The organism is Streptomyces sp. NPDC046876, assembly GCF_040645035.1.
GTDB lineage: Bacteria > Actinomycetota > Actinomycetes > Streptomycetales > Streptomycetaceae > Streptomyces.
This window is the reverse complement of record NZ_JBEYXK010000010.1, coordinates 26029-45872: the sequence shown is the minus strand read 5'-3', so window position 1 is coordinate 45872 and position 19844 is coordinate 26029. Positions and strand designations below refer to the sequence as shown.

Genomic DNA, 19844 nt, shown 5'->3' with positions numbered 1-19844 from the left:
CGAGGCGCTTGGGAAGCGGGCCGACCGTGCGGCCGGGGGAGGTCAGCGGCGTGGTGCGGGGGGCGGGTCGAAGGCGGTCAGAGGGGTCTGCGGGGTGTGTGCCCGCAGCAGGCGCAGAACGAGCTGGGGGGAGAGGAGCGAGGCGGGGCCGCGCAGCATGTTGAGGGCTTCGAGGAAGACGTGCTGTGCGCGGTGGTCGCGGGTGCCGGCGGCGAGCAGGCGGTCCAGCCCGGTGGGCAGGAGGCGCTGGAGGCCGCTGGGCGGGTCCCCCTGGGTGGTGGGGTGGCGCAGGTCGACGGCGGTGGCCAGCAGCCAGTACGTGTCGAGCATGGCGGCCAGCTGACGGTGGAAGCGGCCGGCGGGGGCACGGTCTTCGAGGTGCTGCGGGAGGAAGTCCCGCAGGAGCGCCGCGCTGTGGATGGCCGCAGTCATTCCCTGGGCGTAGACGGGGTTGAGGCAGCAGGCGGAGTCCCCGAGCAGGACGAGGTTGGCGGGCTGATCGGGCATCCGATCCATGTGACGACGCCGGCTGGCGGTGGCGTGGGTCGTGACGACCGGCGTGAGGGGTTGTGCCGTGGCGAGCGCTTCGGCGATGACGGGGTGGGGCAGCGTCTTGGCGTACGGCAGGAAGCCCGCCTCGTCGGCGGTGGGGCTTTGGGGGCCGAGCCCGTTGAGCGTGACGATCCAGCGTCCGCCTTCGATGGTGGCGATGCTGCCGCCGCCGGTCTGCGGTGGACCGGTGACCATGAGGTAGCAGGCGAGCCAGTCCGGGGCTTCGCGTGGTGGCAGGTATGTGCGGCTGGCGTAGGTGACGTGTGCGTCGACGGTGGACTGCGGGAGTTCCGGATAGCCGAGCTCGGCGAGCCAGTGGCCGGCGCGAGAGCCACGTCCCGTGGCGTCGACGAAGAAGTCCGCTTCGTGGGTGAGCACTTCGCCTTCCGAGGATCGGACTCTGGCGGCGTGGACGACGCCGAGGCCGCCGGTAAGCCCGTCGACGCGGTGCTTCTGCAGGAGCGTGAGGCCGGGCAGGGCGAGGACGCGGCGACGGATGGCCCATTCGAACAGGGCGCGGCTGGCGGTAACGCCGGTGAGGTCGGAAGGGAAGCGCGTGCCCCAGCCGTGGCGGGTGCCGAGCAGGAAGTCGGCGCCCATGTCGACCGGAACTGCGCCGGCCCGGCGCAGTTCGGCGCCGATGCCGGGCAGCAGCTCCTCCAAGGTGCGCTGGCCGCCGACGAGGAGCCCGTGGATGTGCTCGCCCTGTGGGACGCCCGGGCGCCGGACGGGAGACTCCGGGAGTAGGTCGGCATCGATGAGCGTGACGCGCGCGAAGTGCTCGGCGAGGACGGCGGCGGCCGTCAGGCCGGCGATTCCGGCACCGATGACGAGCGCATGGTCACGGCGGGTCGCCCGGCGCGCGGTCACGGCGCCTCCCCGGACCTCTGGGCCGTCCGGTCGGCCTCTTCGACCTGGGCGCGGCTGACGTCGGCCCCCAGCCGGGCGGCACAGCGCACGAGTTCCGCGGGCCAGGGACCGGGCTCGTAGTGGTCGCCGACCCGGTACGCGCTCGCCCAGATCTGCTCCCCGCGGGCGACGAGTTCCCCTCCCGGGTCGCCGGGTCCCGAGATCCGGTAGAAGCTGAACTCCCCTTTCATCAGGTGCAGCCGTACCCAGGGAACGGTGACCCGGATGGCGACCCGGTCGCCGAACCAGAGTTCCCTTTCGTACTCGCAAGAGCACGAGCGGGTCAGCATCGCGTGCTCGCCGGAGATGTCGGAGCTGAACACGGGGGCGCCAGCCATGCCCGCCTGCTCGCGGCAGCGTCCCTGCCAGTCGATGAGGCGGGCGTAGTAGACGGGGCCGACGGCGCTGGTGTCCCCCGCGGTGACGACGTGCTCGATGGTGAAACCGGCGGTCTCCGGGAAGGCCGCGGGCGGGAAGCCGTCCGGGGCGGCCGTCCGGCTGTCGAGGTACGTCATGGTCGTTCTTCCTGGCTGGTCGGCAAGGTGACGAGGGCGGTGGCGTAGCCGGGGAGAGGCGCGGCGGGCCGGGTGATGATCCACGCGGCCGACGGACGGGTGAGATCGCGGGCCAGATGCTGCCCGGCCGAAAGCCCGCCGTGACTTCCCGCCGGACCGAGGGCCACGTCGATCCGGGTGAAGCAGGAGGCGAGATCACGCCCGGTGGCCTTGGCGACCGCTTCCTTCGCGGTCCACACGGCATGGAACGCGCGGATGCGTTCACGGGACGGGAGCCGGGCGAGGAAGTGCTGCTCGGACGGGGTGAGGGTGTAGGCCAGCATGCGCGGGGTGACCCGATGGCCGCTGACGCGTTCGACATCGACGCCCACCTGGGAGCCGTTCCCGCTCACGGCGAGGACAGCGAGCGGTCCACAATGGGAGACGCTGAACCGCAGGCGCGGGTACGCCGTGACCATCGGCCTGCCCCTGGCGTCCGTGTGGATCGTCAACTCCGCCGGGGGCAGCCCGGTCCGGTGGGCGAGCACCTGTTTCACCATGCCTCGCCGGACGATGAAGCGCCTGCGTACCAGCGGGCAGGGCAGGGCACGGGCGCGGCGGCGTTCGCGGGCGTCGAGCAGCGGCCACCAGGAGTAGGCGGGGCGGTCGAGACCGAGCCACAGCACGTCCGGCGGGCAGCTTGTCGTCGGCCTGGTCACGGCCCCCACTCCGGGTACCGGATGGTGGCCGGGAACCGGTCCGTGACATGCAGTTTGAGGCCGGTGACGGCGAGTTGGACCGTGCCGTCCCGCGCCACGGCGACCGCCCGGTCGTCCGCGGTGCGGTAGCGCAGGCGCAGCCCTTCGGGGTGGGCGGCGGCGAGCTCGGTGTCGGTGGCGCCTGTGAACAGGTCGATGCCCGCGATGGACACCGGTACGCCCATGACGTGCTCCCCACTCGGCAGGGGCGGGTAGCGGAAGAGCCGCGCGGTCGAGTCGATGAGCAGGGCCGGTACGGCGAGACGGGCAAAGACCCCGTCGGGTTCCAGACGAGGGTGCCACAGCGCCTCGGCCGCCTCGGTGTCCGCGGCGGGGTACAGGTTGGTCCGCCACACGCCGGAGAGCTGGACCGAGCTGTCGGGCCGGGCTGTCGGGCAGTCCTCCAGCGGAGGGAGCACGGCAGGGGGTGGTGGCGCAGGTGGGTGCGGCCGGGTGCCCAAGACCACGTCGACCCGGCAGTGCGGGCGGTCCCGGAGCAGGATCCGGCCGCGCCGAGTGGCCAGGTCGGAGTGGAGTTCGACCCGGACTCGGTTCGGGCCGGCCCACTCGGCCGTGATCCGGCAGGTGACCGAGGAACCCCGGGGGGAGGTGTACAGGGGCTCATGAACGGTGAGGTCCCGGAATCCGGTCACGTCCGCGCCGCGCGACAGCTGACGGGCCGCCTCGGCGGCCAGCGCGAGCATCATCACGGCGGGCAGCAACGGTCGTCCTTCGACGAGGTGTTCGGCGAGGTAGGTGTCCCGGTCGGGGTCGGGCCGCCAGAACCAGCCGGCGCCCGTCGGCCCGGCGGTCTCCGGGGCGCCGAGCAGCCCGCCGGACGGTCTGGGCGCGGGACCGGCGTCCGCCCTGTCGCTCTCCGCCCGGCCCGGCCGCGGCCCGAGTACGGGCGCGGCTTCGAGAGGGCGTGGCGAGGAGAGTTCGGCCAGGAAGGCAGCGGCTCCTTCGGTGTTGCTCATGCCGTCGATGCCGAGCCGCCGTGCGATGTCGCCCGCCACGTCCTTCACCATGCCGGTGTCCCGCCACAGCCCCCAGGCGACGGCGAACTCGTCCGTGCGACGACCGTGTTCGGCGTGGGCCGCTGCGAGCACGTACTCGTTGGCCGCCGAGTAGTCGGTGTCGCCCGCACCGCCGGTCAGGGCGCTCGCGGAGGAGAAGGTGCACCACAGCCGTGGGGCCGGGGAGGCGAAGGCCTCCTTGAGGTGGTGGTATCCGGCGACCTTGGTGTCGCGTACGGCGCGGAAGTCGTCCAGTGACTTCTCGGTGACGGCGGACGACCGGATCAGTCCGGCGCCGTGGATCAGCAGGTCGACTTCGCCTTCGTACGCGTGGATCTGCCGTGCGGCGTGCATGACCTGCTCGCGGTCACGTAGATCGCACACCAGGTAGTGGACGCGGTCCGGGCCGCACAGCCCGCGCAGTTCGCGCAGTGTCGAATGGATCTCGCGGGCGCGGAGCAGCGCGTCGAACTGCCGGTTGAGGTCGCCGATCGGCGTGCCCGGTCGGGCCGCGAGTTCTCGTCTGAGGTAGGCGCGGCGTGCTCGGGTGAGCTCGTCGTCGGGGACATCGAGCAGCTCCGGTGGCACGCCGTCGGCGGGGGTGGTGCCCAGCAGCCAGACGCGGGGGCGGACCCGCCGGGCCAGCGCGGTGACGGCCACGGCCGTGGCGCCCCGGGCACCGCCGGTGGCGACCACCACCGAGTCGCTGTCGAGGGGCAGTGGGGCAGCAGCGCGTGCGGCGGGGAGCGGCGCGGGAATGACCACTTCGGCATGGCGCAGTCCTTGGCGGTATTGGACGACCGTCCCCTCGCGCCGTACCGAGCGCTCGGCGGCGAGCTGTTCGAGCCCGGCTTCCAGGGCAGCGTCGGTGACCACCGCGTGGACGGGGCAGGATAGTTCGAGGGCCAGGCTGCGCAGGAATCCGGTGACGAGGGTCAGGTGCGGGTGGGTGGTGTGGCCGCGCAGCGGATCGAGCAGCAGGGCCTCGACAGTGCCGGACACGCCGGGTCTCATCTCCCGCACAGCGGCCAACAGACACTCCTGCAACCTCAGCAGTGACGAGGGCGGCGGTGCGGGCCAGACGCTCTCCGGCTGGCGGGCCGAGGCGATGACCAGCAGATGAGGGCCGCCCACCGCGTCCCGGACCGCTCCGGTGGACGAGGCCGCTTCCTCGTGGGGCCCGGCCACGGCGACCACCTCGTCGGGTTCTGTACGGGGGTCGCAGCTGACGATCCGGGCGCCGTGCTTGCGGGCCAGAGGGGCGAGGTCCCGGGCGAGGGCTGCGGAATGTACGAGGATGAGGGAGCTGGGCCGGATCGCCGGGCCGAGCGCATCGTCGCGGGCTCGGGACTCGACGGAGACCGCGTCACGCCGCCGGTAGGCGATCACGGCGCGGTCCACGAGGGTCGACGGTGGCGTCGCGGGCCTGCCCCGCGCGGGTGCCCGTGACCCCTCGGACGCGGTCTTCGAGGGGGTGGTGCCCTGCCGCCCGGCGGGCGTGTCCGCGCCGGACACTCCTGAATCCGCGCCCAAGGGGTGCACGACGACGCGCGGTCCCTGGTCGGCGTTGCGTACCACGGCAATGGGCAGCCCGCAGTGGACGGCACGGAGCACGGAGAGGGCGCCCTCCGCTCCCTGGTAGTCACGAGAGCACTCGGGCGGTCCGATCTCAGCGGCCTCCGCGTCGGCACCCGTCTCGGGGCAGTCCCGGTCGGCTTCGTCGGCCGGGCACGCGGTGGTGGTGATGCGGGCGAGGCAGCGCCAGCCCTGCCGGTCCGCCAGGGACTTGCGGGTCAGGGCCATGACGACGGCGCCTTCGGCCAGGGAGGCGGAGGTTTCCGTCAGTGCGTCGGCCAGCGGCCCGGAGTGACCGCCGACCCCCACGACGAGAGCCATGTCCAGCTCCCCGGAGGCGAGGTAGCGGCCGGCGGTGTGGAGGGCGGCCTGGGTGGAGGAGCGGCCGGCATCCAGGGCAAGCGCCATGCCGTGCAACCGGTGTCGGTTGGCGATCTGGCAGGAGATCATGTTGGTGAGCTGGCCCGGCATGCTCGCATCACTCGCCGCGGGCAGACGCTCACGCAGGCGGTCGAGGAACGCGTGCATCGACTCCCGGCCCTGTCGGCCGCAGGCCGCCTCGGCCACCGCGAGGAGATCATCGGCGGCTACTCGGACGGTGTACTCGGTCATGGCACGGGTGGGACCCGTGTGGCCCGTGAACACGCCGGTGGTGGCGCGGCAGGGATCCCACAGCTCGCCGTGCTCCTCGACGAACCGTGCTGCGGCAGAGATCGCCATCAGGTGCGTACGGTCGATGCTGCGTGCGGTGACCGGGGGCATCCGCAGCTGCCGGAAGGGCGGGAGCGGGTACACCTCGCCGAAGGTGGCGGCCGGTGCCGGGCCGCGGCCCGACAACCAGTCCGTGACGTCCTGTGCGGACGGTTCCCCGGGCAGGTGTGCGCTCCAGCCGACCAGTACCACCGGATCGTCGGCGGCCCCGGGGCCGTTTTCCCCGGCTCCCGTACCCGCTTGCGTCACGGGTCCGCGCACCGCTTCGGGACCGTGCACGAGAAGGTGGGCATTGCCGCCTCCGAGGCCGTACGCGCAGATGCCGGCCGTACGCACACGGTCGCTGCGTGAGCGCCATGGGGTGTCGACGCGTGGAACGATCAGCTTGCCCGCGCGGATGCCGTCGGGCAGGCGGGAGAAGAAGCGCTCGCCGGGGATGGCCCCGTGGCGCAACGCGAGCAGGACGTGGACGACCGAGACCGCACCGGCCGCCCAAGCCCCGTGCCCCACCAGTGGCTTGTTGGAAGTGATCAACTGGGTGGAATCCCCCGCGAGTTCGGCAAGACCCTCCAGCTCCGCCGTGTCGCCCACAGGGGTCCCACTGCCGTGTCCCACGATCCAGTCGACATCCGACGGCTTGAGGGCACCCACCCCGCGTGCACGGCGCACCGACAGCTTCTGCCCTTCCGGGTCGGGGGCCACCAAACTCCCCGTACCGTCGACCGAGGCACCGAATCCGCCCAAGAGGCCGAGGACCTCGTCTCCGTCGTCGAACGCCCGGTCCAGGCGCTTGAGCGCGATCACCGCGGCCGAGTCCGAGAACAGCGTCCCGTCGGCATCACTGTCGAAGGCGCGCAACTGGCCGCTGCGCGAGAATCCCCGCGCTTTGGAGAAGAGGACGAGATCGCGCCGCGGTCCGGTGTTCGCCCCGCCGCACACCACCAGATCCCGCTCACCGGCCAGCAAGGCCTTGACCGCGAGGTCAATGGCGTACAGGGAGGAAGAGCAGGCGGAGTCGACTGCCTGCATCTCGCTGCCGCCGGGCAGCAGCCCGGCGCACGCGCCTCGGATCACCTGGTCGGCGAACGCCTGCCGCGGATGTTCCGCGGCGTGCGGATAGTGCGCGGCGAGCCGCTCCCGCAGCAGTTCGCCTGTGCCTTCTCCGCCCCGGCCGGCACCTTCGAGTGCGTCCGCGGCCGCCGCACACAGTGTGGATTCCTCCAGGGCGAGGCTGCCGGGCGGCAGCGCGACGTAGGCTCCCATCCGGTCGGACCGCCTGCGTACCGGATCGGCGAGGGCCTGCCGCACACAGTGGCGCAGCAGCAGGCCCGTACGGTCCAGGCGCACGGCGGCGTCGTCCGGGTACACGGGGATGGTCCGCGGATAGCCGCCGCTTCTGATGGCGGACTTGTCCTCGGCATCGGGGTCGGGCGAGTACCAGTTGTCGAGGCTGATGTGTCCGGGCCGGCCGAACATGTGCCGCTCCTGGAGCAGCACCTTCCAGAACTCCTCCGGGCTGGTGGCGCCGGGCACGACGATCCCCATGCCGACCACCGCGACAGCCCGGGACATCTCATGCTCTGAATGCGCCTGCGGAGCGGAGCCGGTGTTTGGCACGGCGTCGGCGGCCTCTGCCACGGGAGGCCGGCTCATGCGGCCCTGCCGCTCTCGCTTGGATCCGTGTCCTCGGCGGCCAGCAGGAGCATGAGGTCGGCGAGCTTCGGCAACGTGTTGTAGTCCCGGACCCTCAGGTCCGCAGGCGGCGTCGGAAGGTCGTACCGGTCGAGCAGCCCCACGAGGAGCTCGGTCCTCTTCACCGAGGCGATGCCGAGGTCCGCCTCCAGATGCGCTTCCTCGGTGAAGACCTCCTCGGGATAGCCCAACGCGTCGGCGAACGTCCCGCGGAGCTCCGCGACGAGGACATCGCGCTCGGGCAGCCTTCTGGAGGACGCCGTCGAGTGTGCCGACAGGGCCGCAGGGGTGGGAGGGGCCGGAGCTGCCGTCGCTGCGGTCACGGACGGCGCAGAGCCGCCGGACCGTTGACGCATCAACTCGTCAAGGATCGCGGACCCTTCGGTGGTTCCCGGCGGCGGCCCGAGCAGCTCCACGTCCGGCGGCAGCGACTCGGCGGCACAAGGGGTGAGGAGCGCCCTGGGCCCCACTTCCAGGAACCGTCCGACGCCATGGGAGGCGTGCAACTCCCGTAAGGCCTCGACGAAGAAGACGGGATCGATCAGGTGCCGGTCAATGATCCTTCGTACGTCTCCGGCCGTGCGCACCGGCTGACCCAGGAGCGGGGAGAAAACGCGCACGTGTGGCTCCTGTATCCGATAGGTGGTCGTGGACCGGGCCACCTGCCGGGCGGCCCCGGCGAGCACGGGATTGTGGTGCGGGTACACCACGAGCAGCCTGGTGGCCTGGATGCCCAGCGCGCGGGCCGCCTTCTCCAAGAGGGGCAGCTCCTCGGCACTGCCGGACACCACCGTCTGCTGCGGGGCGTTGAAAAGGGAGGGCTGCAGCGACCAGCCGCCCACCGCCCCGCACAAGTGCTCGGCCCGTCGCGCGCCGATCCGCAGCGCCGTGAGGCCGCCCGCGAAATCCCCCTCGGCCAGCGCGATTTCCCGCTCGCAGATCACCCGGGCGGCGTCGTAGGCGGACAGGCAGCCAGCAGCGGCCAGCACCGTGAGCTCACCCGTGCTGTGACCGACCAGCACGTCGCCGGGGCGACCGCGTGCAACGAGCGCCGCGTACAGGGCGAGTCCCGAGGCGAGCGAGGCCAGATGCAGGCGGGTCGGAGTCTGCGCCAGCTCCTCGATGTCCGGTCCGTCGGGATCGATGAGGGTGACGGACACCGGAGGGACGCCGTACTCCCTCGCTGCCTGGTCCACCTCGCTCAGCAGTTCCTTGACGCGGAAGTCGACCGCGACCAGGTGTCGCAGACTGCCGGGTACATAACCGCCGAGTCCCGGGAACTGAATTGCCGTGTAGGGCATGCCAAACCGACCACCTTTCAGACAGCAAGAATGTCTTGCAATTCGGGTGACAGACGAGTCAGAAGCCGGCTCCGCCGCTCTCGGCCGGGTAGAACTGCCGAGCCCAGTGGCGGTATGCGCCGATGGGGCCGTCGCCCGCGGCGAGCCGGGGCGGGGATGCGTAGATCTTCGAGTTCCACACCGGTACGTCGCCGTAGAGGTCCGCCGCGACCACGCGCAGGTTCAGGGGGGTGGCAGCGGTTGCGAAGGTGCGGAGGAACGACTGGGGCAGGCGGTTGAAGGGGCGGACCGGGGGAGCCAGGAGCACGCTGACGCCGAGGGTGAGATGTACGCGCCAGGGTTCGACCAGGCGTGGGGCAAGTATCACCGTGACTTCCAGGCCGATTTCGGGTACGCAGGACCGGGCGTGAGTGAATCCCAGACCGTACATGGTGACCTCGGTTTCGCCCTTGAGCTTGCCGAACGGCGGAAAGGGGCGGACGAACCGGAGGGGCACGGAATATGTGTGCCCGTCCGTGACCGGGGGCCTGGCGTGCTCCATGTCGGTGTACCCGTGCAGCGCACGGACGTGGCCGACGTCGACGATGTTCTCGAATATCTCCTGCGGGTGGGAATGCAGATCAAGGACCGTGAACCGGGCACGCGAACCCCGGTCGTCGAGGAGGGAGGGAATTCGCCAGGGGGCCTTCGCGTGGGACTTTCCGGTCCAGGCGAAGATACCATCATTGACTTCTTCGCTCGGCAGGACGGTGAGACCGTCCTTCGGAGGTTTTCCGGTGTAGCCCGGACCAAGGCGCGCGATATCGCCTTCCGGTCCAAAAGCGAAGTGGTGGAAGGGGCATACGATGTTCTCGCCGTCCACCTTCCCGCCGCAGCCCAGGTGCGCGCCCAGATGGGGGCAGTACGGACGGACGACCCTGACACGGCCGGCGCGGGTGCGGTAGACGACGACGTCTTCGCCCATCAGACGCTTGGTGACGACATCGCCCGGGCGAAGCTCGGTGGACGGTGCGAGCATGACCCAGCCCTCGGGACCGGGAAGCGGAGCCTCACCACTGGCGTAAGGCAGTCTTGGAGACTCCCGCCTGACGAGGTGATTCCGCCAGCCGCTCATCTGGATTCCTCCTCACGGGACGCCGGAAACGGACGATCAGTTCGCCGGACCGGCCACACCGACAAACACCTGCCTGCTGTCACGAATGCGCCGACGCGCCTTTCCATCGATGCCCACCCGGCTCGAACAGCCAAACGAGCGGGATGGTGTTGCGCCTGTGTCGTATCGGATTTTGGCGGAAAGTGCACCGTGTCCACGCATTCACGCGGATGCACTTTCCCCTGAAAGCCGGGCAGGCCGCTGTGCAGCTTTCCCTGGTGAACTGACGGTTCGATCCAAGGGGGCGCCCGGTGACCTTGTCCCGACACGGCTGCTTCGCCTGCCTGAGTCAGCGCCCTCGGCAGATGGTCTTGAACTCGTCGACGAGAAGGGCCAGGACGGTGCCGTCGGCGCACAGCACCCGGGTGGCTGACGGCTTCGACACCGGTGTGCTCCAGAACCGTGATGCCCAGCCGGGCGCACGTCTCGCGCAAATGGCCGCGGCCTCCGGCGCAGAGCGCGGCGCCCAGCTCACTGCGGGCGACCAGCGCCACCGACAGGCCGGGCCTGGACTCGGCGATCTCGGTGGCGGTCTCGATGCCGTCAGCCCGTCCAGGACGACCAGCACGCTGCCGCCCTCGCCGCGCCCCTCCAGGCTGTCCAGGCTGTCCAGGCTGGCAGGAACCTCACGTGACGTGAGGTTCCTGGGCGGTGGCCGCTCGCCCGTTTCGGACGGTCAGGCGGCGCTAGTGGCGGTCAGGAGCCACCCGGTGCTGCGGAGTCGGATCGCGCCGCCGCTCTCGTGAGCACCGAGGTCTTCGGTCAGGCGGCGCCGCGCAAGGGCCTGGGCGGCGGGGTCGACCGAGCCGAGGAGGTGCCGGCCCGGGCCGGAGTCGAGGAGGAAGTCCGCAGCCTCCGCGGCGGTTCGACCCCAGGTCCCGTGCGCCTGGACGTGTTCGGCGCGCACGTTCTGCAGACCCGCCGTACGGAGCAGGCCGGTTGCGGTGTCGGGGTCGGCGAGGGAGAACATGCCCGGTCCACCGGGTGCCCCGAAGCCGCCGATCGGCAGGACGTCCTTGAGCGCGGTGAGCGCGGTCAGCCACTCGTTCCCTTCGGGCTCTGCCGCGCTCAGGAAGGCGATGCGCCCACCCGGACGCAGGGCGGAGGCGATGTTGGCGAACGCAGCGGCGGGATCGGAGAAGAACATGATGCCGAAGCGGCTCATCGCGACGTCGAAGGCGGCTCGGGGCAGGTCGTGGACCTGGGCGTCGCCGTGCGTGAAGGAGATGTTGGTGATGCCTTCTTCAGCGGCGACCGTCCGGGCCTGCTCGAGCATGGGGCCGGAGAGGTCAAGGCCGACGGCGTGGCCCTGCCCCGCCGCACGGGCGGCCAGGCGGGTGGTCGCGCCCGCGCCGCAGCCGATGTCGAGAACGCGCCCTGCGGGACGAATCGACGCGGCCGTCAGCAGCGCCTCGTTGAAACCGGCGTTGACGGCGTTCCAGCGGTCGTGGTGGGCGGCCCAGTGCGCGCCTTCGTAGCCGTTCCATGCCTGGGCCTGGGAGGTGTTCGCGGTGTTGGCGGTCTTGGTCTGCTGCATGCGCAATGACCTCCGATTGGGTAGCGCGAGCCCTAGAATGGGCGCACGCCCAAAGAATATGGGCGCTCGCCCATACTTGCAACGCCTTTACTTCAGGAGGAAGTTGATGTCACCGCGCGGAGTAGCCATCGAAGGCCTGCGGGAGCGGCTGTTCGCGGCAGCAGAGCGCGTCCTGGCCCGGGACGGGGCCGCGGCGCTGACGAGCCGGGCCGTCACCGAGGAGGCCGAGTGCGCCAAGGGGGTGCTGCACGCGCACTTCGCCGGGCTGGACGAGTTCGTCGCCGAACTGGTCCTGTACCGGTTCGGGGCGGCCGCCGCGCTGTCGGAAGACCTGCCCTCCAGAGCGGGTACCGGTTCCGTGGGAGAGAACCTCGCGGACGTGGCCTCAGCGGTGCTGTCCTTGGATCCGGGTCTGGTGGGGCTGGCGGTGACCCGGCCGCTGGCCGCCCGGCGCGTCCGGGAGGCCTGGCAGGCCGGTGCCCCGGGGTTCACCGCGATCCAGGAGGCGGTCAGCGGCTACCTGCGGGCGGAGCAGGAACTCGGGAGGGTCGCGACGCCGTTGGATGTGGAGTCGGTGGCGCTCGCGCTCGTGGGGACACTGCACCACCTGCTGATGACCGGCTCGGCCGATGCGGCGCCGGGTTCTCGGGCCCAGGTGGAGCGAATCATCCGCGCGCTGGTCCGTACGGCGTGACATCCACCGCCCTGGCTGAACAGCGACATCGCGTCGCCGCGCGGTACCCCGCCGGGGTATCGTGGGAGCTCATCAGTCCACAGGCGACAGGGATCGAAGGCGTAGAACGGTGAGCAGCGGACAGCTCAGCAGACGGGGCATCGGCCGGCTGATGGCCGTGTGCGCGGTTCTGCTCGGCCTGTTCCTTATGCACGGCGCGCCGGCCACTGCCGCCGAGGGCTGTCACAGTGCAATGTCCCACGTCACTCCCATGGACGACGGCCACCGCCACGCGGCGATGAGCCCGGCGGCCGAGGCCACCGGCCATGGAGCGACCCTCGAGGCATCCCCGATGCCGGGCACGGGCGGAGGGTCGTGCGTCTCCACCCCCGCACACGAACGGCTCTTGCTGCCGGCCCCCGGCTCCTTGGCCGTGGCCGTCTTCGCGGCGCTCGTGGCCGGGCTGTCGGCGCGCCTGCGGGCAGCCGGAGGCGGGACCGGACGGCGCGGCCCGCCTGACGGCGGGCGAGATCTGCTGAATCGGGTCTGCATCGCGCGGACGTGACGGGCACCGCCGAGCCCCGGCCACCGGTCGGCTCAGGCGCCGCCCCTTTCACGTTCCCGCGCGCCACCGCTGTGGTGCGCCCACCCGGAAAGACTTCGCGATGTCCGCTTTCCACCGCTTCACCGTCCGTCGCCGCGCTCTGGCCGCGGCCGGCACCGCCGTCGTTCTGGCCCTGACCCTCGCCGCCTGCGGTTCGACCGACGACTCCTCGTCCATGCCCGGTATGGACCACGGCACCCACTCCTCCGCCTCGCCCAGCGCGTCGTCGTCGATGGGTGACATGCCCGGCATGGATCACACGGCCGCCGCGGGCTCCGGCCTGTCCGACAGCCGGGACGGCTACCGCCTCACCTCGCCGGAGACGACTCCGACCTCCGGCAATCCGGCCGCGTACCGGTTCACGATCAGTGGTCCGGACGGCAAGCCGGTCACGGCATTCGCGCTCGAGCAGACCCAGCGGATGCACTTCTACGCCATCCGCTCCGACCTGACCGGCTTCCAGCACATCCACCCCGTCATGGCCCCCGACGGCGCCTGGACCGCCGACCTGGCCGCCCTCACGCCCGGGACCTGGCGGATGTTCACCTCCTTCACCCCCGACAGCGGGAGCGGCAAGGGCAAGGACCTGGTGCTGTCGCGCACGGTGACCGTTCCCGGCGACGTCGCCGAGACCCCGCTGCCCGCCCCGGCGGCCACGGCCGAGGCCGACGGCTACACGATCACCGTGCAGGGCCGGCCCGTGGCGGGCATGGCACACCCCCTGACCGTCTCGTTCTCCAAGGACGGCAAGCCGGTCACCGACCTCCAGCCGTACCTGGACACCTACGCCCACCTGACCGCCTTCCACGAAGGCGACCAGGCGTTCGCCCACCTGCACCCGACCACCCAGGTCACCGGCGACAACGGCGGGCCTGACCTCGCCTTCCACGCCGAGCTGCCCACCGCGGGCAACTGGCGGCTGTTCCTCCAGTTCCAGACCGGCGGGAAGCTCCACACCGCCGCCCTGACCCTGCACGTCGGCTGATCTCGGCGGGCGCCGTCCGCAACCGCGGCGCCCGCCCTGCCCCGGTCGGCGTCAGCATGCCGAGGGGGCCGGCAGCCACCGTTCGCCACGTTGCCTCGTCGGCGCTTCGGCGGGCACACCGCGTGGGGGGCCACTCTGCTGCTGGGGTGCCTCGAGCACATTTGCGCGCCACGCTGGAGGTGAGCCGCACCATGCCGGGGTCCCTTCCGGGCGCGGCCGCCCGGCCCGCCGGCCCGCGGCGAGAAGGAGGCTGCCGCGATGTCCAGCACCGTCAAAGACATGCTCGCCACCTACCCCGCCGACCTCGGCGACATCGACCAGGCGAAGCTGACCCGCTGCATCGAGGAATGCATCGCCTGCGCCCAGGCGTGCACGGCGTGCGCGGACGCCTGCCTCTCCGAGGGCATGGTCGGGGACCTGGCCAAGTGCATCCGCACCGACATGGACTGCGCCGACATCTGCAGCGCCACCGCCGCAGTCCTCTCCCGCCACACCGGCTACGACGCCAACATCACCCGCGCGATCCTCACCGCCTGCGCCACCGCCTGCAAGGCCTGTGCGGACGCATGCGCCGCACACGCCGACATGCACGAGCACTGCCGCATCTGCGCGGAAGCGTGCCGCTCCTGCCAGAAGGCGTGCGACGACCTCCTCGGTGCTCTCGGCTGACCACCGAGCCCGGAACCGGAAGGAACCGTCACTCTCGGCGGCCTGCGTCGGGTTGCCCGAGTCCGACGAGATCACCGGTTCGGACGGCGACGGAGCAGGCCCCGCGACCGGGCCGGGCGAGCTGCGGGACAGGGTCGTGGCGTGTGCTCGGCCCACCCTGCATCCGGTAGGCAGCGGACCCGCCCCTCGGCGGGTCCGCTGCGCCTGCTGTGCCCTCGACGCCCGTACGCCCGACTCCGACGCCCCGCCGCCGACCGGTCGGGCGGCCCGCCGCAAGGAGAACGTCCGCCAGGCCCGCCGCCGGTCACTGGCCGCCCGCTACCTCGGATACATCGGCTGCTTCGTCGGCGCCGGACTCATCAGCGGCGCCGTCGTCCACCACCCCCTCGACCCCGCCCGCTACACCCGTATCGCCCGCCGCGTTCGCCTTCCTCGGCCTGCGCGAGGTCGCGGCGTCCCTGGAGAAGGCACCCGGGGCCGGGCACGGCCACGGCGGTGCGGAGGAGCCCGGCCACGAGGACGGGCACGCTCCCGCCGTACAGCCCGCCGCACCGGCCGCCACCTCCGTGCGGCCGGTCTCGTCCGGTGCGGGACAGCCCGGCCGGAAGGCGCCGGGTTCGGGCGACGGCCGCGCGCACAGCCACTGACCCGGCTCCTGCCCCGGCCCTCCGACCGGGGCAGGAGCGACGGCGGACCGGTGTCACGGACCGGGTTTGCCGCGCAGCACCGCCGGCGGGCGCATGCTGGAAGGGACGGGCCGAACAGGGAGGCGAGAGCCCGTGGGCGCCTTTGACGTCGTGGTCGTCGTGGCCGCCGTGGCGGTGATCGGCTGGCTGGGCTGGTACTTTTTCGGCCCCCGCCGGGCCGGATCCGCCCGGCTGGAGGACGGGGTGCAGCGGGTGGACGTGGTCGTGCGGGGCGGCTACAGCCCGAACCTGATCAAGGTCCGCCAGGGCACGCCGTTGGAGCTGGTCTTCGACCGACAGGAGTCCGGGGAGTGCACCTCCCGGGTCGTGTTCCCGGATCTGCACGTGAGCGCCGGGCTGCCCGCCCACACACGCACCACGGTGCGCCTGAGCCCCGACACACCGGGCACGTTCGGCTTCGCCTGCGGCATGAACATGATCCATGGCACCCTGCTCGTCGAACCGGACGGCCAGCCGGAATCCACGTCACCCCCACCAGCTGCCCACCGGGCCACCACCGCGCCCGGTGGCGCCCCGGCAGCCGCCGTGGAGCGGTCGGCGGCCGAGGCGGAGGCCGCCGACACCGCCGAGCGGCAGGCGGAGATCGCGGACCTGACCCGCCGGGTCGTGACCGGTGCGGTGCTCACCTCCCCGGTGCTGTTCGCGGTGATGGCGCACGAGCTGTTCGGGGCCGACTGGGTACCGGGATGGATGCTGAACCACTGGCTCCAGCTGGCCCTGATCACCCCGGTGATGTTCTACACCGGGTGGCCGATCCACGTGACCGGCTGGCTCGCCCTGCGCCACCGCAGCGCCGACATGAACTCACTGATCACCCTCGGCACGAGCGCCGCCTACGGCTACAGCCTCCTCGTCACCCTCGCCCCCGGCCTCCTTCCGGCGGACGTGCGCGAGGTGTACTACGAGGCCGTCGGCGTCATCCTCACCCTCATCCTGCTCGGCAGACTGCTGGAGGCCCGCGCGAAGGCCGGCACGGGCGAGGCCATCCGTTCCCTGCTGGGGCTCCAGGCCCGCACCGCGCGCGTCGTACGGGACGGTGCGCAGAGCGAGATCCCCGTCGAGGACGTGACCGTCGGCGACGAGATCGTGATCCGGCCCGGTGAGAAGATCCCCGTCGACGCCGACGTCCTGACCGGATCCTCCGCCATCGACGAATCGATGGTCACCGGCGAGCCGATGCCGGTCACCAAGCGCGCCGGGGACACCGTCATCGGCGCCACCGTCAACACCACCGGCTCCCTGTGCGTACGCGCCGCCAAGGTCGGCTCGGACACGATGCTCGCCCAGATCATCCGCCTCGTACAGGCCGCGCAGGCGTCCAAGGCGCCCATCCAGCGCCTCGCCGACGCCGTCTCCGCCTACTTCGTGCCCGCGGTCATCGCCATCGCCGTCGCCACGTTCGCCGTCTGGTTCACCCTCGGGCCCGCCCCGGCCCTCACCCTGGCCCTCGTCTCAGCCGTCGCCGTGCTGATCATCGCCTGCCCCTGCGCGCTCGGGCTGGCCACCCCCCTGTCGGTGATGGTCGGCACCGGCAAGGGGGCCCGGGCCGGCATCCTCATCCGCTCCGCCGAGGCCCTGGAGACCGCGCACAAGCTGGACACCGTCGTCCTCGACAAGACCGGTACCGTCACCGCCGGAAAGCCCGTCCTCACCGACGTGCACACCGCCGACGGCACCGGTGAAACCGAGCTGCTGAGGCTGGTGGCCGCGGCCGAGGAACCGAGCGAACACCCGCTCGGACAGGCCATCGTCGCCGGCACCCGCGAACGCGGCGTGACCTCGCCGACCGCTTCCGTCTCCGACTTCGACTCCGTCACCGGCCAAGGCGTCAAGGCGACCGTCGACGGCCACACGGTCCTCGTGGGCGCCCCCCGCCTCCTGGCCGGCGCCGGCATCGGCACCGGCTCGCTGAGCACGGAGGCGGCGCGCCTGTCGGCCGAGGGGAAGACGCCCGTGCTCGCCGGGATCGACGGCAGGCCGGCGGGCGTCCTGGCCGTGGCCGACACCGTCAAGGACGACTCCGCGGACGCCGTCGCCGCCCTCCAACGCCTCGGCATCGAGGTGGTCATGCTCACCGGCGACAACGCGCGTACCGCCGCCGCGATCGCCGCCCAGGTCGGCATCGGCCGGGTGCTGGCGGAGGTGCTGCCCGAACACAAGGCCGACGAGATCCGTCAGCTTCAAGCCGAAGGCCGCACCGTCGGCATGGTCGGCGACGGCATCAACGACGCCCCCGCCCTGGCCGCCGCCGACGTGGGACTCGCGATCGGCACCGGCACCGACGTCGCCATCGAAGCCGCCGACATCACCCTGATCTCCGGTTCACTCACCGGAGTCGCCACCGCCGTCAGCCTCTCCCGCGCCACCATGCGCAACATCCGCCAGAACCTGTTCTTCGCCCTCGTCTACAACGCCATCGGCGTCCCCCTCGCCGCCGGCGCCCTCTACCCCCTGTGGGGCATCCGCCTCAGCCCGATCATTGCGGCCGGGGCCATGGCACTGAGCTCCCTGTCCGTCGTGACCAACGCCTCTCGCCTGCGCCGCTGGCGCCCCGCTCCCCTACCGCACACCGCACCGGCCCGCGTCGAGCCCCGGGTCGAGACTCCGGCCGACCACACCGCATCCCTCAGCCGCCCCATGCTGCTGAGGCGTTCCCTCTGATCAGCCTGATCCGCGACGGCGGCGTCATTTCCCGGCTCTGCGCGCCCGGGCACGGGCCCTGCGCGCTTCCCTGCCGCCGTTCCAGAGCCGCACGGCGAGGACGGTCGCCGAAGCGGCGAACAGGCAGGCGGTGATCAGCAGCCACCGTCCCGGGAAGACGTCGGCCGGCAGGCCGGTGGTGACCGTGTAATGGCCGACCTGGCGCAGTACCAGCGGCCAGTACACCAGCAGCAGGACGCCGGAGACGAAGGCGGGCACCCGGACGTGGTTGACCGCTGCCCGCGGGCCGACCTTCCCCTTCACCTTCACCTCTCCCTCACCCTCCCCCGAGCGGTGGCCCAGGACGCGCTGGACGGCCAGGTCGGTGACGGCGTACAGCGGCAGGAGGACGAGGTCGTGCAGGAGTGCGGCCCCCACGAACCACACGGCCACACCCAGGGCGTCTCCCTTGAGCAGGCGCACGCCCGCGTAGCAGGCCAGGGCGAAGGAGGCGAGGACGAGGAGCAGGTGGAGGGGGGAGGCACCGTAGCGGCGGCGGAAGGCGGTCCTGGCCGCCTGGGCCGTGGGCGGTTTCATGAGGGTTCCCGGAAGGTGAGTCGGGTGACCCATTTGGTGTTGTGGACACCCGGGGCGCCGGGGACGATCACCCGGGCGGGGTAGCCGTGGTCGCGGGAGAGGACGGCCCCGTTGACCCGTACGGCCAACAGGGAGCGCTCGTCCCGGAGTTGGCCGGTACTCAGGACGACCGAGCTGAACGGTCCACCGCGCTGGACGGATTCGACCAGGACCTCCGGGGCGTGCTCGGCGCCGAGGCCGACGAGGGCGGCCAGCTCGGTGAGCCGGACCCCGCTCCACTGCTGGTCGGAAGTCGACCAGCCCTCCACGCAGGCGATGGGCAGCCGCGCCTGGCTCTGGGGCATGTCCAGCAGCCGGGCGTAGGTCAGGTCGATCCGGCGGCCGGCGCCGCGTACGGTCAGCCGCCAGGCCGGCCCGATGTCGGTGGCGCGGATGCCGACCGAGGCGGCGGTCTTGTTGATCTGGAAACCGTTCGGGCCGGATCCCGGGTCCTGACCGTGCGGCGCCAGGAGCGCCGTCCGCCGCAACCACCCGTCCACGCTCTGCCCGGCGGTCACCACGAGCAGCGCCAGCGAACCCAGCCCGACCATCCCCAGCGCCCCCCGCCGGGTGATCGTGGGTTCGGCCGGGCGGGGCGAAACCAGTCCCGCCGCCTCCTCACTGTCGGGCGGCGGCTGCCGCGGCCCGGCGCGCAGGGCCCGCACGGCCCTTTTCAGCCGGAAGGACACGTGGACGACGAAGGCGCCGATGAACACCCAGGCACCGTAGAAGTGGAGCGTGTAGAAGGAGCCCGGGAAGACGTAGTGGAGCTGCACGTTGAGGATGCCGGTGACGAACTCGAACCCGGCACCTCCCACCAGCAGGAGCAGGGAGAGCCGCTCGGCGGCCTGCGCCGCCGAGCGCACGGGCGGCCAGGCGAAGAGCTTGGGGATCACCGACCACAGCTTCGCCAGGAGCACGGGCACGAGCACGACCCCGAGCGTGACGTGCAGTCCCTGCGTGACCCGGTAGAGCCAGTACGGGGACGTCGGCCAGGGGAAGAGGTAGAAGCCGAGCCGCGCCTTGTCCGGGGTCTGGTCGTTCACCGCGGCGAGATCCGGGTCGTACGCGGCGTACGACAGCAGACCCGTCACGAAGAGGACCGTGACGCCGATCAGCAGGACGACCCCGAACACGGCGGTCAGCCACGGTCCCCTCAGCGGGCTGCGCCAGAACTCCGGATGCGTCGGGCCGCGCTGCGGGCCGGTGGCCCACACGGACGCCGCGGCCGT

The 19844-nt window shown here is 71.9% G+C and carries 14 protein-coding genes and 1 pseudogene; 5 read left to right on the top strand and 10 right to left on the bottom strand.

What is annotated here, in order from left to right:
- Positions 1–42 precede the first annotated feature (42 nt).
- From ABZ924_RS08815 to ABZ924_RS08780, 8 genes and pseudogenes are all read right to left on the bottom strand, one after another.
- A complete protein-coding gene (locus tag ABZ924_RS08815) occupies positions 43–1422 on the bottom strand; it encodes an FAD-dependent monooxygenase (RefSeq protein ID WP_361906031.1) in 1380 nt (459 codons plus the stop codon).
- Positions 1419–1976 (bottom strand): acyl-CoA thioesterase, encoded by a 558-nt coding sequence (locus ABZ924_RS08810; RefSeq protein WP_361906029.1) that lies wholly within the window; start codon positions 1974–1976, stop codon positions 1419–1421. Before ABZ924_RS08810 ends, ABZ924_RS08815 begins: the two co-directional genes overlap by 4 nt.
- Positions 1973–2674 carry a 4'-phosphopantetheinyl transferase superfamily protein gene (locus tag ABZ924_RS08805; protein ID WP_361906027.1) on the bottom strand — a complete coding sequence of 234 codons (702 nt, stop codon included), beginning with the start codon at positions 2672–2674 and terminating at the stop codon, positions 1973–1975. Before ABZ924_RS08805 ends, ABZ924_RS08810 begins: the two co-directional genes overlap by 4 nt.
- Positions 2671–7587: an SDR family NAD(P)-dependent oxidoreductase gene (locus ABZ924_RS08800; protein WP_361906025.1), complete on the bottom strand. Its 4917-nt coding sequence runs from the start codon at positions 7585–7587 to the stop codon at positions 2671–2673. Before ABZ924_RS08800 ends, ABZ924_RS08805 begins: the two co-directional genes overlap by 4 nt.
- Positions 7588–7664: 77 nt before the next feature.
- Entirely contained in the window at positions 7665–9008 is a 1344-nt protein-coding gene (locus tag ABZ924_RS08795; RefSeq protein ID WP_361906023.1) for an acyltransferase domain-containing protein, read from the bottom strand.
- A 58-nt stretch (positions 9009–9066) separates the two neighbouring features.
- Entirely contained in the window at positions 9067–10026 is a 960-nt protein-coding gene (locus tag ABZ924_RS08790) for a Rieske 2Fe-2S domain-containing protein (RefSeq protein WP_361906021.1), read from the bottom strand.
- Positions 10027–10495: 469 nt separating this feature from the next.
- Positions 10496–10765 (bottom strand): annotated as a pseudogene (locus ABZ924_RS08785) (oxidoreductase); the annotation flags it as partial.
- Positions 10766–10837: 72 nt separating this feature from the next.
- The gene (locus ABZ924_RS08780) at positions 10838–11698 is read right to left on the bottom strand and encodes a methyltransferase domain-containing protein (protein WP_361906019.1); all 861 of its coding nucleotides are present in this window, start codon (positions 11696–11698) and stop codon (positions 10838–10840) included.
- Between the two features lie 106 nt (positions 11699–11804).
- On the opposite strand from ABZ924_RS08780, the gene ABZ924_RS08775 reads away from it, so the two are divergent.
- The 5 genes from ABZ924_RS08775 to ABZ924_RS08755 all read left to right on the top strand — a co-directional run bounded on the left by ABZ924_RS08775 (position 11805) and on the right by ABZ924_RS08755 (position 17997).
- Positions 11805–12392 (top strand): TetR family transcriptional regulator, encoded by a 588-nt coding sequence (locus ABZ924_RS08775; RefSeq protein ID WP_361906017.1) that lies wholly within the window; start codon positions 11805–11807, stop codon positions 12390–12392.
- 232 nt (positions 12393–12624) lie between these two features.
- Positions 12625–12936, top strand: coding sequence for a hypothetical protein (locus tag ABZ924_RS08770; protein WP_361906015.1), 312 nt, complete (start codon positions 12625–12627; stop codon positions 12934–12936).
- 100 nt (positions 12937–13036) lie between these two features.
- Positions 13037–13960: a hypothetical protein gene (locus tag ABZ924_RS08765; RefSeq protein WP_361906013.1), complete on the top strand. Its 924-nt coding sequence runs from the start codon at positions 13037–13039 to the stop codon at positions 13958–13960.
- A 258-nt stretch (positions 13961–14218) separates the two neighbouring features.
- Positions 14219–14629, top strand: a complete 411-nt coding sequence (locus ABZ924_RS08760) for a four-helix bundle copper-binding protein (protein ID WP_361906011.1) — start codon at positions 14219–14221, stop codon at positions 14627–14629.
- 779 nt (positions 14630–15408) lie between these two features.
- Positions 15409–17997 (top strand): heavy metal translocating P-type ATPase, encoded by a 2589-nt coding sequence (locus ABZ924_RS08755; RefSeq protein ID WP_361906009.1) that lies wholly within the window; start codon positions 15409–15411, stop codon positions 17995–17997.
- 24 nt (positions 17998–18021) lie between these two features.
- On the opposite strand, the gene ABZ924_RS08750 is transcribed toward ABZ924_RS08755, so the two are convergent.
- Positions 18022–18573: a hypothetical protein gene (locus ABZ924_RS08750; RefSeq protein ID WP_361906007.1), complete on the bottom strand. Its 552-nt coding sequence runs from the start codon at positions 18571–18573 to the stop codon at positions 18022–18024.
- Positions 18570–19829, bottom strand: coding sequence for a molybdopterin-dependent oxidoreductase (locus ABZ924_RS08745; protein WP_361906190.1), 1260 nt, complete (start codon positions 19827–19829; stop codon positions 18570–18572). The genes ABZ924_RS08750 and ABZ924_RS08745 overlap by 4 nt, the downstream gene beginning before the upstream one ends.
- Positions 19830–19844 lie beyond the last annotated feature (15 nt).

Coding starts and splice junctions, on each gene's coding strand:
- ABZ924_RS08810 (WP_361906029.1), bottom strand. CDS start 1,976: ATGACGTACCTCGACAGCCGGACGGCCGCCCCGGACGGCTTCCCGCCC.
- ABZ924_RS08800 (WP_361906025.1), bottom strand. CDS start 7,587: ATGTCCCGGGCTGTCGCGGTGGTCGGCATGGGGATCGTCGTGCCCGGC.
- ABZ924_RS08795 (WP_361906023.1), bottom strand. CDS start 9,008: ATGCCCTACACGGCAATTCAGTTCCCGGGACTCGGCGGTTATGTACCC.
- ABZ924_RS08790 (WP_361906021.1), bottom strand. CDS start 10,026: ATGCTCGCACCGTCCACCGAGCTTCGCCCGGGCGATGTCGTCACCAAG.
- ABZ924_RS08780 (WP_361906019.1), bottom strand. CDS start 11,698: ATGCAGCAGACCAAGACCGCCAACACCGCGAACACCTCCCAGGCCCAG.
- ABZ924_RS08775 (WP_361906017.1), top strand. CDS start 11,805: ATGTCACCGCGCGGAGTAGCCATCGAAGGCCTGCGGGAGCGGCTGTTC.
- ABZ924_RS08770 (WP_361906015.1), top strand. CDS start 12,625: ATGTCCCACGTCACTCCCATGGACGACGGCCACCGCCACGCGGCGATG.
- ABZ924_RS08765 (WP_361906013.1), top strand. CDS start 13,037: ATGTCCGCTTTCCACCGCTTCACCGTCCGTCGCCGCGCTCTGGCCGCG.
- ABZ924_RS08760 (WP_361906011.1), top strand. CDS start 14,219: ATGTCCAGCACCGTCAAAGACATGCTCGCCACCTACCCCGCCGACCTC.
- ABZ924_RS08750 (WP_361906007.1), bottom strand. CDS start 18,573: ATGAAACCGCCCACGGCCCAGGCGGCCAGGACCGCCTTCCGCCGCCGC.